This window comes from Nonomuraea sp. LP-02 (assembly GCF_036289125.1).
Lineage (GTDB): Bacteria > Actinomycetota > Actinomycetes > Streptosporangiales > Streptosporangiaceae > Nonomuraea > Nonomuraea bangladeshensis.
Genome location: NZ_JAXCLK010000001.1, coordinates 4828652 through 4844683, shown reverse-complemented (window position 1 = coordinate 4844683; position 16032 = coordinate 4828652). Strand labels below are relative to the sequence as shown.

Genomic DNA, 16032 nt, shown 5'->3' with positions numbered 1-16032 from the left:
CCTTCCTCTGGCGGAGGGAGGGCCGGTGAGGTGCGGGTCCTCGCCAACAAGCCGACCCACGACACCGACGCCGCCCTCATGGACCGCACCGGCGACCACAAGCTGCCAGAGTGGGCGCTACGTGGGCCGGCGGCGTGGCTGCGCGAACGGCTCGGCGCGGCGGGCACGTACGCCGAGCTCAAGGGCGGCCACGACCGCTACTGCCGGCGCGACGAGCCGGCCGAGGGACTGATCGCGATCTACGGCTGAGGGAAGCCGGGGTCAGCCGCCGAGGACGCGGCCCGCCATGCGGGCGTACATGCCGCCGGGGCTCGGCGCGGGCGCCAGGAAACCCGGCAACTGGGGCAGACCCACCGCGAACGGGTCGAGCCGCTCGTACAGCTCGTTCGCGTCCGCGGGCCGGTCCTCCGGCTGCTTCTCCAGCAGCTGCGCCAGCAGCGCCGCGAGGCCGGGTGGGAGACCGGGCACGTCCGGCGGCCGCTCCTTGACCTGCTTCTCGAAGACCACGTAGTCGGTCGGCCCGGTGAAGAGCTGGCGGCCGGTCAGCATCTCGTGCAGCACGCACCCCAGCGAGTAGAGGTCGCTGCGCGGCTCGGCCACCCCGTGCTGGATCTGCTCGGGCGCCATGTACGCGGGCGTGCCCAGGATCTGCCCGATCCTGGTGAACGTGGTGACGTCGGCGTCCCGCAGCAGCGCGAGGCCGAAGTCGAGCACCTTCACGCTGCCGTCCGGGCAGAGCATGAGATTGGTCGGCTTGAGGTCGCGATGGCAGATCGCGAGGGCGTGGGCCGCCGACAGCACCGCGCACGCCTGCGCCGCGATGGCCGCCGCCCACGGCACCGGCAGCGGGCCGTGCTCGCTCACCACGTCGGCCACGGTGACGCCCTCGATGAACTGCATCACCTGGAAGAGCCGCTGCTCGTGGGTGCCGAAGTCGTAGAGGACGGGCGCGCCGGGGTGCTCCAGCCTGGCCAGGATGCGGGCCTCACGGATGAAGCGCCGCTCCAGCTCGTGATCGGGGCCGCTCGGCAGGCGCAGCAGCTTGACCGCGACCCGGCGGTCGAGGTGACGGTCGTGCCCCGCGTAGACCGCCCCCATGCCGCCCGTACCGAGAGGGAGGTCGTCGAGCACATACCGGTCGCCGATGACCATAGCCCCTCCCTCCCACCTTTGCGAGAAAAACTACACCGTCAGGACGGCGAGGGAGTGTGGCTATGGCGCCCCGCCTCACGGAGTGAGGCCATGAGCCCGCGAGGGAGTGCCGTCGTCTGGAGGAGCGGCGGGAGCGTAGCGACCAGAGCGGGGGAAGGCGGCGGCGTAGGGCGACCGAGCCCGCCTCACGGAGTGAGGCCATCGGCAGGGTGCAGGTGGCCGTCGGCCAGGCCGTCGAGGCCCAGTCTGATGAGGGTGTGGCCGAGGGTGGAGGTCTCGCGGATGGCGTCCTCCAGCACGGCGAGCTGGCGGAAGGCCTCGCCGTACGCCTTCTGCTCCTTCAGTGGCAGCCGGGGCAGCCGGGTGCGGCGCACGTCGAACCTGCTGGAGCCGGTGGTCGCCCGCCCGCCCGCGGCCCGCAGGTAGCCGGCCAGGAAGTCGGGGTCGAGCCGCCGGCCGTCCACCCGGTAGAGGGTCAGGTGCGGGCCCAGCGCCGCGCCGCCTTCGGCGATCACGCGCACGCTGGAGTAGGACGCCACGACGTCGCCGGCCCGCAGCGTGACCAGGCCCTGCTGGGCGGCCGCCGAGCCGGAGGGCGGGCTGCCGCTGAGCACGTCGTCGGCGGTCAGCACGGGCACGTCGCCGCCGTCGGCGACCATCTTCGCCGGCGCCTGGATCATGGTCACCAGGCCCTCCTTGATCAGGTCGCCGAGCGTGATGGCGGGCTGGTCGAGCGGCTGCTCCAGCACCTTCAGGTCGGGCGGCGCCGCGCTCGCGGCCAGGAACCGGTCGCGGACCTCGGCGAACGCCTTGCCCACGTCGTCGCGGCGCTGGTGGCGGGCCGGGGTCATGTCGACCTCGTCGGCAAGCAGGTCGATGATGCGTACGGTCTGGTCGGAACGTTCCTCCAGGTAAGCCCGCCAGGCCGGCTCGACGAGCTCCAGGTCGCCGGCGGCGTCGAGGATCAGCACCTCGGACGGGGGCCGCTCGCCCGGCTTGGGCCGGCGCAGCAGCCACAGGTCGGCGCCGGGCAGCGCGACGACGGCCCGCAGGGCGCCCGCGCGCAGCAGGTTGGCCCGGATGCGGCGGCCCGCCTTGCGGCTGGCGGCGGCCGGGGGCATGAGGATGGCGACCGGGCCGCCGGGCTTGACGTGCGTGAGGCAGTGCTGGACCCAGGCGAGCTCGGGCTCGCCGCGCGGCGGCAGGCCGTACTCCCAGCGCGGGTCGCCGGTCAGCTCCTCGTAGCCCCATGCCCGCTCGTTGAACGGCGGATCGCACACGACGGCGTCGGCCCGCACGCCGGGGAAGGCGTCGGCGCGCATGGCGTCACCGGCCTCGATCTCGGCGTCGAGGCCGCGCAGCCGGAGCCGGGCCGCGGTGATGGCCGCGGAGGTCTCGCTCAGCTCCTGCCCGAGCACCTTGGCCGGGCGGCGGGGGGCCTCGCCGCCGGGTCGCGGGGTGCGGTCGAGGGCCAGCAGGAGCGTTCCGACGCCGCAGGCCGGGTCGAGCAGCGTGCCGCCCTCGGCGCGGACCAGCCGGACCATGAGCTCGGCCACGTCGTCGCGGGTGACGGAGAGCTGCCTCGAGTGGGCCTCCAGGTAGCGCTCGCACAGGAACTCGTACGCGGTCAGCGGCTCGTGCCGCTCGGCCAGCTCGGTGACGAGCCCGGCGAGCTCACCGTCGAGCCGCCCGCCCAGCCCCTCGCTCGTCGGAGTGTGGCGGTCGGTGAGCAGGACGCCCGCCTGGGCCACCAGCTCGCCCAGCCGCAAATCGCCCGCGGCTTTCAGGCGTTGCCATACCCGATCTCCCAGGGAGACCTGGTAGGACTTCCCATAGCGGCGCAGCCAGGACTCGATCTGGGGCAGCGAGAACAGCGGCTGATTGGCGGTGCCGCCCACCGGTTGGGGAAAATCGTCGTGGCGGCGGCGCCAGTTGCTGACCGCGGCACGCCCGACACCGGCGAGCCGGGCGATGTCCCCGGCGTTGACGGTCGGGTCGTGGCTCATGACGCCCACAGTACGTCACAAGAGTCTTCAGCGCATCTGCTTGTGAAGTCTTTCAACCAATGATTTACTGCGGTGTATGAAGCACAACATCCGCTATGCCGCCGGATCAGACGTGGGCCGTCGCAGGGAGCAGAACGAGGACTCCGGCTACGCGAGCGGCCGGTTGCTCGTGGTGGCCGACGGGATGGGCGGTCACGCGGCGGGCGAGCTGGCGAGCTCGGCCGCCATCGCGGTCATGCGCGAGCTGGATGCCACGCTTCCCGAGACGGGCGCCGACCTGGAGGCCGCGCTGGAGAGCGCGGTGGCCGAGGCGGGCCGCCGGCTGGTCGAGCTGGCCGACATCGACCCGGCGCGCCGGGGGATGGGCACCACGGTGACCGCCATGCTGTTCGACGGCTACCGCTTCGCCTTGGCTCATCTCGGTGACTCCCGCGGTTATCTGCTGCGCGATGGTGCTCTTTACCAGATGACCAAGGATCACACACTTGTGCAGTCGATGGTGGACGAAGGACGGATAACGGAGGACCAGGCCGCGGTGCACCCCCGCCGTTCCATGGTGCTGCGGGTGCTGGGCAGCGAGGGGCGGGCCGAGCCCGACATGGCGCTGCGCGAGGCCGAGCCGGACGACCGCTACCTCCTGTGCTCCGACGGGCTGACCGCCGTGCTCGGCCCGGAGATGCTGCACGAGGTGCTGACCACCGTCGCCGATCCCGTCGTGGCCGTGCAGCGGCTCATCGACCTGGCCAACGAGGGCGGCTCGCCGGACAACGTGACCGTGATCGTGGCGGACGTGGTCGCGCCGGGGGCGGGCGACGTCGCGGTCTACCGCGTCGGCGCGGGCGCGTGAGGCCCCTCCTGGCTCACCGGTCACACCAGTCACTTAGCCGATATTTCATCTCATAGCAAGACACTTTCCGGGTGGCCCGCGCAATTTCCCGATGACGCTATTACAGTCCATCGTGGTTTTGTCGGTTTTCCCCCGGAGGAGTCACCCTGGACCCGATCGCCCAGAGGCTGCTGGAGACGGTACGGCAGGAACTCGGCTACAAGGAGAAGAGCGGCCAGTTCACCAAGTTCGGCCAGTGGTACGCGGATCGCGTCCAGGACAACCAGTTCCGCAACGCGCCCTGGTGCGACATGTTCCTCGCCTGGGCGGCAGACAAATCAGGCCTCACTCCCTACGTCGGTGAGTTCGCCTGGACCCCCTCTCATGCCGCCTGGTTCATGAAGCAGGGCGCCTGGAGTCAGCGGCCCGAGCCGGGAGCCCTGGTCTTCTACGACTGGCGCGGCGGCAAGTCCTACAAGGGCATCGACCACGTCGGGGTCGTCGAGCGGGTCAAGGGCAAGAAGATCCACACGATCGAGGCGAACGTGGACGGCGTCTGGCTCAAGCGCAAGGTCCGCGAGACCGACAAGGTCGTGGGTTACGGCGTCCCGCGCCTGGTCAAGGCCAACGCCGACCGGCTCGGCGAGATCCCCGGCACCGAGCAGCCGTTCGTCCGGCCCCCGCAGTCCGCCACCGGCGCGAGCTCGCCGCTGGACTTCCTGGGCACGCCGCCCGCGCTGCTGGCCGCGATGGTGCTGGCCACCGTCCTGCTGTCCTTACGTTTCACCCGCCGGCGCGGCATCCACCGCCGCTTCACCTGGCCGTGGCCGGTCGCGTGGCCGTGGAACGAGCCGGACGGGCCCGAGGAAGCCGAGGCCCGGCGTCCCGCGCCGATCCCCGAGACCTTCCGCGGCAAGCTCACCCGCGTCGGCGCCCCGCCCGTCCCCAGGCAGCAGCGCGAGCCGTCCCGTCCGAGAAGACGCCCGGAGGAGGCCGAGCAGCCCCGCGCCGGAGAGCGCGAGCCGGTCCGTGAGCCGGCCCGTGAGCCGGCCCGTGAGCCGGTCCGCGTCGGCGGGGGACCGGGGCCGCGTGAGAAGGCCCAGAAGGACTCCGGCCCGGCCGCCGCCCGTCGCTCCACCCCGTCCCGCCGCAAACCGTACGATCCTCGCTGAAGCCCGCTCCGCCCCGTCAGGAGGCGTTGAGCTCGACCACCACCTTCACGTCCCCCTGGGCCGGCTCGAACGCCTGCGTCGCCCGTTCCAGCGGCACCCGCCGCGTGATCAGCCGCTCCAGCCACCCCAGGTCCGCCTTGGCCAGCGCCTCGGCTGCGGCCGCGAAGTGGTGCTGGTTGGCGTTGACGGTGCCGAAGACCACGTCGTTCTCCAGCACGATGTCCCGGTTGATCACCCCTGCGTCCACCCGGTGCGTACGCCCGCCCGCCGCGAGCCCGCACAGGCAGACGATCCCGCTGGCCGCCGTGGCCGTCATCGCGTCGATGACGAGCTGCCCGGCCCCGGTGCACTCGATGATGATGTCGGGCTGGAGCCGGGCCAGCGGCGCGAGCGAGGAGTCGGAGTGGTACGTCCCGCCGAGCGCCTCCACCAGCTCGGACTTGAGCCCCTTGGGCGAACGGTCCACGACGTGCAGCTCCAGGCCGCGCTGCCGCCCCATCATGGCGGCCAGCAGCCCGATCGGCCCCGCGCCCGTCACGAGCAGCTTGGCGGGTTCGAAGTAGGCCCGCGAGCCGATCCGCCAGATCTGGTCCCACGCCTTGGCCACGACGGACGCGGGCTCGGTCAGCACGCCGACGTGCTCCAGCGACGGGTCGAGGCGCACGGCGTACTCGGCCTCGACGGTCCAGCGCTCGCTCGCGTAGCCGTCGCGCTCCTTGATGCCGCGCTCGGTGTACTGGCCGTTGCGGCACATGTCGAACTCGCCGCGCGCGCAGGCGCCGCAGGGCACGGGGTCGGGGCGGCGTACGACGCCGACGACCAGGTCGCCCGCCGAGAACGAGGAGTCGTCAGGTGCCTCCAGGACCCGCCCGAACGACTCGTGCCCGATGACCATGCGCTGCCGGCCGGTCGGGGGCCAGCCGTACTCGGCCGCCGCCAGTTCCCTGTCGGTTCCGCAGATGCCGAGCGCTAGCCCTTCGACGAGCAACTCGCCCGGACCTGGCGCGGGTTCGGGCAACTGGGTGACCTCCAGCGTGCCCCGTTTCCCCGGCGCGAACGTGAGTGCGCGCATCGGCTCCACCTCCTCGCCGGGTCCTCTACCCCGCACGTCCCTGGGAAATAGTAGGACGTCCTAGTATCTTGGGAGGAGAGCCCCTCACAAAGGAGTGATCAGGCGTGCACGTCCCGGTGAACCCCGTGCGTTTCGTGACCGCCGCGGCCCTGTTCGACGGCCATGACGCGGCGATCAACATCATGCGGCGCATCCTGCAGTCGCAAGGCGCCGAGGTGATCCACCTCGGGCACAACCGGTCGGTCGACGAGATCGTCACCGCCGCCATCCAGGAGGATGTCCAGGGCGTGGCGATCAGCTCCTACCAGGGCGGGCACGTCGAGTTCTTCACCTACCTGGTGGAGTTGCTGCGCGAGCGCGGCGCCGGGCACGTCAAGGTGTTCGGCGGCGGCGGGGGCGTGATCGTCCCCGAGGAGATCGAGCTGCTGCACTCGCGCGGCGTCACCCGCATCTTCTCGCCGGAGGACGGCCAGCGCTACGGCCTGCCCGGCATGATCAACAAGCTGGTCGAGGACTGCGACGTCGAGCTGGGCGACCCGCCCGCGCCGGAGGCCGTGCTCTCCGGCGACCAGGCGGCGCTGGCCCGCGCGATCACCCTCGTCGAGTCGGGCCGCGCCCCCGAGTCGCTGACGGACGCGCTCAGGCGCGCCGCGGGCGAGCGGCGCGCGCCCGTGCTCGGCATCACCGGTACGGGCGGCTCCGGCAAGTCCTCACTGACCGACGAGCTGGTACGCCGCTTCCGCGTGGACAACGACGACAAGCTGCGCATCGCGATCGTCGCCATCGACCCCACCCGCCGGCGCGGCGGCGGCGCGCTGCTCGGCGACCGCATCAGGATGAACAGCCTGGGCCCCCAGGTCTACTTCCGCTCCCTGGCCACCCGTGGCGCGCCCAACGAGGTGCCCACCTGCCTCGACGACGTGATCGCCGCCTGCCGCGCCGCCGGGTACGACCTGGTGATCGTCGAGACGCCGGGCATCGGCCAGGGCGACGCCGGCATCGTCCCGCACGTGGACGTGCCCATCTACGTGATGACGCCCGAGTTCGGCGCGGCCTCCCAGCTGGAGAAGATCGACATGCTGGACTTCGCCGAGGCCGTGGTGATCAACAAGTACGAGCGCCGCGGCGCCGAGGACGCCCTGCGCGACGTCCGCCGCCAGCTCGTACGCAACCGCGAGGCGTTCTCCGCCCGCCCCGACGACATGCCGGTCTTCGGCACCATCGCCTCCCGCTACAACGACGCCGGCGTCACGGCCCTCTACCACCACCTCAGGGGCCTGCTGCTGCCGGAGCCCGGCCCCGGCCTGCTGCCGAAGGTCGCCGGCCGCACCTCGCAGACGTCGGCCGCGATCGTGCCGCCCGCCCGCGCCCGCTACCTCGCCGAGATCGCCGAGACCGTACGCGGCTACCACGCCGAGACGCTGGCCCAGGCCGAGGCGGCCCGCCGCCGCCAGCAGCTCGCCGCCGTCCGCGACCTGCTGGCAGGGGACGGCGACGACGAGCGGCTGAGGGCACTCCAGGACAGGGCCGAGCGCGAGCTGACCGAGGAGAGCCGCGCGCTGCTCGCCGCCTGGCCCGCGACGGCCGAGCGCTACCGGGCCGACGAGCTGGTGGTCAAGGTCCGCGACAAGGAGATCCACACCCCGCTGTGGCGCGAGACGCTGTCCGGCAACCGCATCCCGCGCGTGGCTTTGCCCCGCTACAGCGACCACGGCGACCTGCTGCGCTTCCTGCGCGCGGAGAACCTGCCGGGGGCGTTCCCGTTCACCGCCGGGGTGTTCCCGTTCAAGCGCGACGACGAGGACCCGACCCGGATGTTCGCCGGCGAGGGCGACCCGTTCCGCACCAACCGGCGCTTCAAGCTGCTGTCGGCCGGCCAGCCCGCGACCCGCCTGTCCACCGCGTTCGACTCGGTCACCCTCTACGGCAACGACCCCGACCCGCGCCCGGACATCTACGGCAAGGTCGGCACCTCGGGCGTGTCGATCGCCACGCTCGACGACATGAAGGCGCTCTACGACGGCTTCGACCTGACGGCTCCCAACACGTCGGTGTCGATGACCATCAACGGCCCCGCCCCGACGATCCTCGCCTTCTACCTCAACACCGCGCTCGACCAGGCCAGGGCGCGCTTCCTGGCCGAGCAGGGCCGCGAGCCCGACGAGCGCGAGGACCGCGAGCTCGCCGCGCGCACGTTCGCCACCGTGCGCGGCACGGTGCAGGCCGACATCCTGAAGGAGGACCAGGGCCAGAACACCTGCATCTTCTCCACCGAGTTCAGCCTGCGGATGATGGCCGACATCCAGGAGTGGTTCATCCGCAACGGCGTGCGCAACTTCTACTCGGTCTCGATCTCCGGCTACCACATCGCCGAGGCCGGGGCGAACCCGATCAGCCAGCTCGCCTTCACCCTCGCCAACGGCTTCACCTACGTGGAGGCGTACCTGGCGAGGGGCATGAAGGTGGACGACTTCGCGCCGAACCTGTCGTTCTTCTTCTCCAACGGCATGGACCCCGAGTACAGCGTGCTCGGCCGGGTGGCCCGCCGCGTCTGGGCGATCGCCATGCGCGAGCGCTACGGCGCCGGCGAGCGCTCGCAGAAGCTCAAGTACCACATCCAGACCTCGGGCCGGTCGCTGCACGCCCAGGAGATGAACTTCAACGACATCCGCACCACCCTGCAGGCGCTCATCGCGGTCTACGACAACTGCAACAGCCTGCACACCAACGCCTTCGACGAGGCCGTCACCACCCCGTCGGCCGACTCGGTCCGCCGCGCGATGGCGATCCAGCTCATCATCAACCGCGAATGGGGCCTCGCGCGCAACGAGAACCCGCTGCAGGGCTCGTTCATCGTCGAGGAGCTGACGGACCTGGTGGAGGAGGCGGTGCTGGCCGAGTTCGAGCGGCTGTCGGACCGCGGCGGCGTGCTCGGCGCGATGGAGACCGGCTACCAGCGCGGCCGCATCCAGGACGAGTCCATGCTGTACGAGATGCGCAAGCACGACGGCTCGCTGCCGATCGTCGGCGTCAACACGTTCACGAAGGAGGACGGCGACGAGCCGGCGCCGCACCAGCTGGAGCTGGCCCGGGGCACCGAGGAGGAGAAGCAGTCGCAGCTCGACCGGCTGCGCGCCTTCCACGAGCGCCACCGGGAGGAGGCCCCCCGGCAGCTCGCCCGGCTGCGCGAGGCGGCGATGTCGGACGAGAACGCCTTCGCGGTGCTCATGGAGGCGGCCAGGCACTGCTCGCTCGGGCAGATCACCGAGGCCCTGTTCGAGGCGGGTGGCCAGTACCGGCGCAACGTGTGAGCCGTCGTAGGATCGGCGATCGGGGAAACATCGGTATTCAGGAGGCTTTTTCATGTCCGACGTCACCTTCAAGGGCAACCCGATCACCGTGGGAGGCACCTTCCCGAAGCCGGGCGACAGCGCCCCTGACTTCCGGCTGGTCGGCGGCGACCTCGCCGAGCTGTCGCTGGCGGACCTCGGCGCGTCGACCAAGGTGCTCAACATCTTCCCGAGCGTCGACACCGGCGTCTGCGCGGCCTCGGTGCGCCGCTTCAACGAGGTGGCCGCCGAGCACCCGGACGTGAAGGTGCTGTGCGTCTCGGCCGACCTGCCGTTCGCGCAGAAGCGGTTCTGCGGCGCGGAGGGGCTGGACAACGTGACCATGCTGTCGCTCATGCGCGGCCGCGAGTTCCTGCGGGACTACGGCGTGGCGCAGGAGTCGGGGCCGCTCGCTGGCCTGGCCGCCCGCGCGGTCGTCGTGCTCGACGGCGACAACAACGTGGTCTACTCCGAGCTCGTCCCGGAGATCACGCAGGAGCCCGACTACGACAGCGCGCTCGCCGCGCTCAAGTAGGCGGGCGTGCTCACCCGGTGCGGCGTCCTAGAGCTTCCTGGCGACGCCGCACAGGGCGAGCGAGGCTTCGGGGGCCGCGACGAAGTCGACGGTGTCGGCCGGCTCCGGATGCCACTCCGGGAGCCAGACCAGGCCGGGGTCCTCCAGCGCGAACCCGTCGAACAACTCCAGGATGCGTCCCCGCTCACGCAGCGTGAGCGGCGCGTTCGAGCGTTCGTAGACCTCGGCGGCGCGCTGGGCGGCTGCGCGCCGCGGGCCGGAGGCGTCGAGAACTCCGTGGGAGAGCACGAGGTAGCTGCCGGGGGCCATCGCCTCGCGCAGGGTCGCGAGGATCTCCCGCGGCCGGTCGGCCTCGGCCACGAAGTGCATGACCGCCACCAGCAGCACGCCCACCGGCCGGCTGAAGTCGATCGCCCCGAGCACCTCGGGATGGTCGATGATGTCGCGGGGCTTGCGCAGGTCGCCCTGCACCACGACGGTGCCGGGCCGGCCGCACAGCAGCGCCCGCGCGTGCACCAGCACGACCGGGTCGAGGTCGACGTAGACGACCCGCGAGTCGGGGGCCACCTTGGCGGCGACCTGGTCCACGCTGTCCTGCGCCGGCAGCCCCGTGCCGATGTCCAGGAACTGCCGGATGCCCGCCTCGGCGAGATGGCGCACCGCCCGGCCCAGGAAGGCGCGGTTGGCCCGCGCCGCGGCCCGCGTCTCCGGAGCCACCCGGAGGACCCGCTCGGCCGCCTCGCGGTCGGCCGGGAAGTGGTCCTTGCCCCCGAGGTAGTAGTCGTAGAGCCGGGCTACGTTGGGCGTGTGCGGATCGAAGCCGAGGGACTTCTGGTCCAACCGCCGTACCCCCGATCAGGAGTTGATCATCATCGGTCCCGATTCTACGGACATCCGCCGACAGAAAGGGAGCCTTATGGATGACATCGGCGTCCCGGTGACGGTGCCGGAGACCGTGCGGCGGATCGTGTCCCTGGTGCCGTCGCTGACCGAGGCGGTGGCGGCGACCTTGCCCGGAGCCCTGGTGGGCGCGACCGACTGGTGCTCACACCCCGCCGACCTCGACGTGGCCAGGGTGCGCGGCACCAAGAACCCCGACCTGGAGGCGATCGTCCGGCTCCGGCCCGACGTGGTGCTGGCCAACGCCGAGGAGAACCGCCCGGCCGACCTGGAGGCGCTGCGCGCGGCCGGGCTCGCCGTGTGGGTCACCAGGATCGAGACGCTGGAGCAGGCGTTCTCCTCGCTGGAGCGGATGTTCGTGCACGCCTGCCGCACCGCCCGCCCGGCCTGGCTGGACGCGGCGGAGGAGTCCTGGCGGCGGCCCGCCCCGGCCGGCCGGCGCACGGCGATCGTCCCGATCTGGCGGCGGCCCTGGATGGTCGTCGGCCGCGACACCTTCGCCGGCGACGTGCTCCGCCGCCTCGGCGTGGACAACCTCTACGCCGGCCACGCCGAGCGCTATCCCAAGGTCCCGCTCGCCGAGCTGGTGGCGCGCCGGCCCGGCCTCGTGGTCCTGCCCGACGAGCCCTACGCCTTCGCGGCGGACGACGGCCCCGAGTGCTTCCCCGGACTCGACTGCGCGCTGGTCAGCGGGCGGCTGCTCACGTGGTACGGCCCGTCGCTGACCGAGGCCGCCCGCGCGCTCCCGCGCGCCCTGGGCGTCAGCTAGGCCGGCTTGGGCCGCAGGGCGGCGTCCACGGCGGCGGCGGAGAGCACGTGCTCCATCACGATCACCGCCATCCCGGTGACCCCCGCCCGGCCGCCCAGCGACGAGGTGACGATCTCCAGGTTCCTCGTCGTGTACGGCAGGCTCCGCCGGTAGACGACCTCGCGGATCCCGGTCAGATAGTGCTCCCGCGTCTCGGCCATGTCCCCGGCCAGCACCAGCACGGCCGGGTTGAGCAGGCTGACCGCCGTGGCCAGCACCACGCCGAGCGTGCGCCCGGCCTCCTGGGTGCGGGCGATGGCCGCAGGGTCGCCCGCCTGCACCAGCCGGACCACGTCCAGGCTGGACTCCTGGCCGAGGTCGGCGGCGAGGGCCCGCCCGCTCGCCAGCGAGGCCACGCAGCCGCGCGAGCCGCAGGTGCACACGCGGTCGTCGCCCTCACGGATGCGTACGTGCCCGATGTTGCCCGCGGCCTCCTCGACGCCGCGGTAGATCTGGCCGTCGAGCACGATGCCGGTGCCGATGCCGGTCGAGACCTTGACGAGGACCAGCGCGTGGCTCTCCCGCCAGGACGACCACCACTCGCCCAGCGCCATCGCGTTGGCGTCGTTCTCGACCAGGATCGGCACGTCGTAGCCCGCGCCGACGGCCTCGCCCACCGGGAAGTCGTCCCAGCCGGGCATGAGGAAGGAGCGGATCACCCGCCCGCTGACGTGGTCGACGGAGCCGGGCAGGTCGATCCCGATGCCGCACACGTCGCTCCGCGGCCGGCCGGCCCGGTCCAGTAACCGCTGGAAGCTCTCGCGCACCCACGACAGCACCGCCTCGGGGCCGAGGTCGATGCGCAGGCCGGCGCTCTCCTCGCCGAGCGGGCGGGCCGCCAGGTCGGTGAGCGCCACCCGCGCGTGGATGGCGCCGAGGTCGGCGACGAGCATCAGGCGCCGACCGGCGTCCACGTCGAGGACCGAGGGCGGTCGCCCGCCCCCGGACGCCCCGACGCCGGACTCGTGGATGTAGCCGGCGTCGATGAGCCGGTCGACCCGGTCGGTGACGGTCGAACGGGACAGGCCGGTGTGCTCGATGAGTTCCTTGCGCGTCCGGCAGGTGCCGTTCCGGATGAGCTGGAGGATCTGCCCTGCCGTCAGCATGCGTGCTATCCCTTCTCTGCTCCAGCCGTCAGCCCTTCGGTCAGCAGGCGTTCACTGGCGAAGAACACGATCACGATCGGCAGCGTGAGGACCACCGATCCCGCCATCAGGACCGTCGTCGGGATCTCGATGCTGCCCGCGAGCTGGGACAGCCCGAGGGAGACCGTCCAGCTCTCGCGCTTGTCCACCAGGAAGAGCAGGGCGAACAGGAACTCGTTCCAGGCGATCATGAAGACATAGAGTCCGGTGGCCATCAGCGCGGGCTTCGACAGCGGCAGCACCACGCGCCAGATGGTCGACAGTCTCGTGCACCCGTCGATCGCGGCCGCCTCCTCCACACTCTGCGGCACGGTCTCGAAGTAGTTGCGGAGCATGTATACCGTGACGGGCACGGTTTGCGCGATATACACGAGGATCAAGCCCGCCAGTGACCCGCGCAGCCCGAGCATGGTGAAGAGCACGAACAGCGGGATGGCCAGCACGATCGCCGGGAACAGGTACACCGCGAGGAACAGGAAGTGCACCTGCCGCCGGCCGAAGAAGCGCAGCCGCGCCACCGCGTACGCGCCCGGGATCGAGATCAGCAGCGTGACCGCCACCGACGCGACGGCCACGATCGCGCTGTTGCGCATGAACGTCAGGAAGCCCTGCCTGGTCAGGACGTCCACGTAGGTGTCGAGGGTGAACCGTTCCGGCCAGATCGAGCCCGGGTCCAGGATGAGCTCCTGGATGTCGCGGACCGACAGCGTCACCATGTAGAGGAACGGGAAGGCGGTGGCCAGGAAGAGCACCAGGATCACCACCGGCTTCAGCACCCGCAGCAGCCCGCGCTCGAACCTATCTCTGCTCACGTTCGCCTCCCGCGAAGAACCGCAGGTAGATGGCCAGGAAGACGACCAGGAACACGGCGAGGACGAGGGCCTGCGCGGCCGCGGCCCCGATGTCGTCGCGCGAGGTCAGGAAGTTGTAGACCCGCACGCTGACCACCTCGGTGCCGGCCCCGCCGCCGGTCAGCAGGTAGACGTCGTCGAACTTGGTGAAGGTGAACACGAAGCGCAGCACCGACAGCAGCGCGACCGTACGCCAGAGCTGCGGCATGATCACGTAACGGAAGCGCTGGGTCGGCGTCGCGCCGTCCACCACCGCGGCCTCGTCCAGCTCGGCCGGCAGGGCCTGGAGCCGGGCCAGGATGAACAGGAACGCGAACGGGAAGTACCGCCACGCCTCGAACGCGATCACCGTGAGCAGCGCCACCGGCACCTGCACGCCCAGGAACTCGCCCTTGGCCTGGGTGAGGAAGGCGATCGGCTCCCGCAGCCAGGTGTTGACGATGCCGTACTGCGGGTTGAGCATCGTCTCCCACAGGAACGCCACGGCCACGACGGGTGCCACGTACGGGATGAGGATCGAGGCCCGCACCAGCGTCCGCCCCCGGAACCTGTCGCGCAGCGCCAGCGCCGCCACCAGCCCGATCACGATGGACAGCCCGGTGCCCGCCACCGTGTAGACGAGCGTGTTGACCAGCGACGACCAGAAACCCGGCTCGGAGACGACGTAGCCGAAGTTCTCCAGCGTGTAGTGGCCGAAGACGCCGGTCCGCCGGATGTTGATCAGCCGGGCGTCCTGGAACGCCAGCATGATCGCCCACAGCAGCGGCAGCACCACCACGACCAGCGTGATGACGAGCGTCGGCGAGATCAGCGACAGTCCGGCCCGGCCCTCCTGCTGCCGCAGGGTGCGGGCAGGAGTCCGGGTCACTCTCTGATCCCGCGCTTGATGGACTCGACGTCGGCCTTGGCCTGGTCGGCGGCGGCCTGCGGGGTGAGCGAGCCGTCGACCAGCGCGCTCAGCGCCTTCGGCACCGGCAGCTCGCCCATGGTGGCGCCGACCAGCTTGCCCTGGCCCTGGGGGATGCCCCAGCGGGCGAAGGTATCGGGGCTCTCGCGCAGGGTGGTGAGCACGTCGGCCGGGTAGATCTCCGCCAGCGGCTTCTTGGTGTCGACGCCGGCGGGCAGTTTGTCCCACTGCTCGGCGAAGTTCGTCCTGGTGGGGAACTTGCCCTCGGGGGCCATGCCGAGCCAGCGCGCGTAGCCCTCGTCCATCATGTACGTCACGAACGCGCTCGCCGGCTCCTTGGCCGCGTCACGGGTGACGGCCCACGAGACGATCTCGCCGTACTGTGCGGGGGCGCTCCCGTCGGGGCCCTTGAGCGCGGTGACGATGCCGGTGTTCCTGGCCAGCCACTCCGGGTCCTTGCGGCACTCGGGGCAGCTCGGCAGCGCGTCCTTCCTGAGTCCGGCCAGCTCGTCCAGGATGAACGACGACCAGATCATCATGGCCGCCTTGCCGGAGAAGTACGTGGCTCTCGTGGTGTCGACGTCCTGTTTGCCCTTGACCGAGTAATTTTTGGCCAGGTTCGCATAGAACTCGAATGCTTTGACGCATGGTGGCGAATTAAGAACGACATTTCCGGAATTGTCGACCAGTTGGCACCCGTTCGCCAGCGCCACGTGCTCGAAACTCTGCGCCGTGAACGAGTCCTTCGGCGCGATCGCCAGCGTGATGCCCGCCGTCCCGCCGGTGTTCAGGTTCCGCGCGGCGGCCTCCAGCGCCTCGTACGTGTCCGGCGGCTGCAGCCCGGCCTTCTCGAACAGGTCCTTGCGGTAGAGGATCAACTGCGCCCATCCGTCGCTCGGCACGGCCAGCAGCTTGCCGTCCGCCGTGTCGAGCTCCAGGGCGCGGGGGGAGAAGGTGTCCCGGCCGAGCCGGTCCACGATCCTGCCGGGCGTCTCGGTGTCGAGCAGGTCGTTGGCCTCCAGCTCCCGTACCGAGGCGAGGGGCAGCGCCCCGATGACGTCGGGCAGGTCGTCGGCGGCGGCCGCGGCGGTGACGGTCTGGCTGAACTGGTCCTCGGCGACGCCCACCAGCTCCACCTGGATGCCGGTCTTCTTGGTGAACTCGGCGATGATCTGCCTCTGCACCGCCATGCGGTCCTCAAGGTTCTCCTCGGTCCACACCGTGATCTTGGGGGCCGCGCCCTGCTCCTCGCCGCCGTTGCCGCAGGCGGTCAGTGTGGCGGTCACCAGCAGGGCGGCGGAGAGGACGGCGGTAACCTTCTTCGGCATT

Annotated in this window: 14 protein-coding genes; 6 read left to right on the top strand and 8 right to left on the bottom strand. The window is 71.3% G+C overall.

The genetic code is table 11. The annotated features are described in order from the left end of the window. The first annotated feature begins 30 nt into the window (after nucleotides 1–30). Nucleotides 31–249, top strand: coding sequence for a hypothetical protein (locus tag SMD20_RS22455; protein ID WP_329584206.1), 219 nt, complete (start codon nucleotides 31–33; stop codon nucleotides 247–249). A gap of 12 nt (nucleotides 250–261) precedes the next feature. On the opposite strand, the gene SMD20_RS22450 is transcribed toward SMD20_RS22455, so the two are convergent. Both SMD20_RS22450 and SMD20_RS22445 read right to left on the bottom strand, forming a co-directional pair. Then, nucleotides 262–1152 carry a serine/threonine-protein kinase gene (locus SMD20_RS22450; protein ID WP_329584204.1) on the bottom strand — a complete coding sequence of 297 codons (891 nt, stop codon included), beginning with the start codon at nucleotides 1150–1152 and terminating at the stop codon, nucleotides 262–264. Nucleotides 1153–1337: 185 nt separating this feature from the next. Then, a complete protein-coding gene (locus SMD20_RS22445) occupies nucleotides 1338–3158 on the bottom strand; it encodes an N-6 DNA methylase (protein ID WP_329584202.1) in 1821 nt (606 codons plus the stop codon). A gap of 76 nt (nucleotides 3159–3234) precedes the next feature. Between SMD20_RS22445 and SMD20_RS22440 the strand changes: the two genes are divergently transcribed. Next, nucleotides 3235–4005 (top strand): PP2C family protein-serine/threonine phosphatase, encoded by a 771-nt coding sequence (locus SMD20_RS22440; protein ID WP_329584200.1) that lies wholly within the window; start codon nucleotides 3235–3237, stop codon nucleotides 4003–4005. Nucleotides 4006–4151: 146 nt separating this feature from the next. After that, nucleotides 4152–5156, top strand: coding sequence for a CHAP domain-containing protein (locus SMD20_RS22435; protein WP_329592639.1), 1005 nt, complete (start codon nucleotides 4152–4154; stop codon nucleotides 5154–5156). Between the two features lie 16 nt (nucleotides 5157–5172). Here the strand turns inward: SMD20_RS22435 and SMD20_RS22430 are convergent, their stop codons facing one another. Further along, nucleotides 5173–6228: a glucose 1-dehydrogenase gene (locus tag SMD20_RS22430; RefSeq protein WP_329584198.1), complete on the bottom strand. Its 1056-nt coding sequence runs from the start codon at nucleotides 6226–6228 to the stop codon at nucleotides 5173–5175. Nucleotides 6229–6332: 104 nt separating this feature from the next. Between SMD20_RS22430 and icmF the strand changes: the two genes are divergently transcribed. After that, a complete protein-coding gene (gene icmF / locus SMD20_RS22425) occupies nucleotides 6333–9539 on the top strand; it encodes a fused isobutyryl-CoA mutase/GTPase IcmF (protein ID WP_329584196.1) in 3207 nt (1068 codons plus the stop codon). Nucleotides 9540–9591: 52 nt separating this feature from the next. Next, complete coding sequence (gene tpx / locus SMD20_RS22420; RefSeq protein ID WP_329584194.1) at nucleotides 9592–10092, top strand: thiol peroxidase; 501 nt, start codon at nucleotides 9592–9594, stop codon at nucleotides 10090–10092. A gap of 27 nt (nucleotides 10093–10119) precedes the next feature. Here tpx and SMD20_RS22415 read toward each other — a convergent pair whose 3' ends face one another. After that, nucleotides 10120–10932, bottom strand: coding sequence for an SAM-dependent methyltransferase (locus SMD20_RS22415; protein WP_329584192.1), 813 nt, complete (start codon nucleotides 10930–10932; stop codon nucleotides 10120–10122). A 76-nt stretch (nucleotides 10933–11008) separates the two neighbouring features. Here SMD20_RS22415 and SMD20_RS22410 point away from each other — a divergent pair, with 76 nt between their 5' ends. Beyond that, nucleotides 11009–11761: a helical backbone metal receptor gene (locus tag SMD20_RS22410; protein WP_329584190.1), complete on the top strand. Its 753-nt coding sequence runs from the start codon at nucleotides 11009–11011 to the stop codon at nucleotides 11759–11761. On the opposite strand, the gene SMD20_RS22405 is transcribed toward SMD20_RS22410, so the two are convergent. From SMD20_RS22405 to SMD20_RS22390, 4 genes are read right to left on the bottom strand one after another with little or no spacing between them, the layout of a single operon-like run. Next, a complete protein-coding gene (locus tag SMD20_RS22405) occupies nucleotides 11758–12906 on the bottom strand; it encodes an ROK family transcriptional regulator (protein ID WP_329584188.1) in 1149 nt (382 codons plus the stop codon). The two genes, SMD20_RS22410 and SMD20_RS22405, sit on opposite strands and share 4 nt — an antisense overlap. A 5-nt stretch (nucleotides 12907–12911) precedes the next feature. Further along, nucleotides 12912–13757: a carbohydrate ABC transporter permease gene (locus SMD20_RS22400; RefSeq protein ID WP_329584187.1), complete on the bottom strand. Its 846-nt coding sequence runs from the start codon at nucleotides 13755–13757 to the stop codon at nucleotides 12912–12914. Next, entirely contained in the window at nucleotides 13744–14664 is a 921-nt protein-coding gene (locus SMD20_RS22395; RefSeq protein ID WP_329584185.1) for a carbohydrate ABC transporter permease, read from the bottom strand. The genes SMD20_RS22400 and SMD20_RS22395 overlap by 14 nt, the downstream gene beginning before the upstream one ends. Beyond that, nucleotides 14661–16031 (bottom strand): ABC transporter substrate-binding protein, encoded by a 1371-nt coding sequence (locus SMD20_RS22390; protein ID WP_329584183.1) that lies wholly within the window; start codon nucleotides 16029–16031, stop codon nucleotides 14661–14663. Before SMD20_RS22390 ends, SMD20_RS22395 begins: the two co-directional genes overlap by 4 nt. Between the last annotated feature and the right edge of the window lies 1 nt (nucleotide 16032).

Excerpts from the sequence above, each read along its gene's own strand:
- SMD20_RS22450 (WP_329584204.1), bottom strand. The coding sequence starts at position 1,152 with ATGGTCATCGGCGACCGGTATGTGCTCGACGACCTCCCTCTCGGTACG.
- SMD20_RS22440 (WP_329584200.1), top strand. The coding sequence starts at position 3,235 with ATGAAGCACAACATCCGCTATGCCGCCGGATCAGACGTGGGCCGTCGC.
- tpx (WP_329584194.1), top strand. The coding sequence starts at position 9,592 with ATGTCCGACGTCACCTTCAAGGGCAACCCGATCACCGTGGGAGGCACC.
- SMD20_RS22410 (WP_329584190.1), top strand. The coding sequence starts at position 11,009 with ATGGATGACATCGGCGTCCCGGTGACGGTGCCGGAGACCGTGCGGCGG.
- SMD20_RS22445 (WP_329584202.1), bottom strand. The coding sequence starts at position 3,158 with ATGAGCCACGACCCGACCGTCAACGCCGGGGACATCGCCCGGCTCGCC.
- SMD20_RS22390 (WP_329584183.1), bottom strand. The coding sequence starts at position 16,031 with ATGCCGAAGAAGGTTACCGCCGTCCTCTCCGCCGCCCTGCTGGTGACC.
- SMD20_RS22405 (WP_329584188.1), bottom strand. The coding sequence starts at position 12,906 with ATGCTGACGGCAGGGCAGATCCTCCAGCTCATCCGGAACGGCACCTGC.
- SMD20_RS22430 (WP_329584198.1), bottom strand. The coding sequence starts at position 6,228 with ATGCGCGCACTCACGTTCGCGCCGGGGAAACGGGGCACGCTGGAGGTC.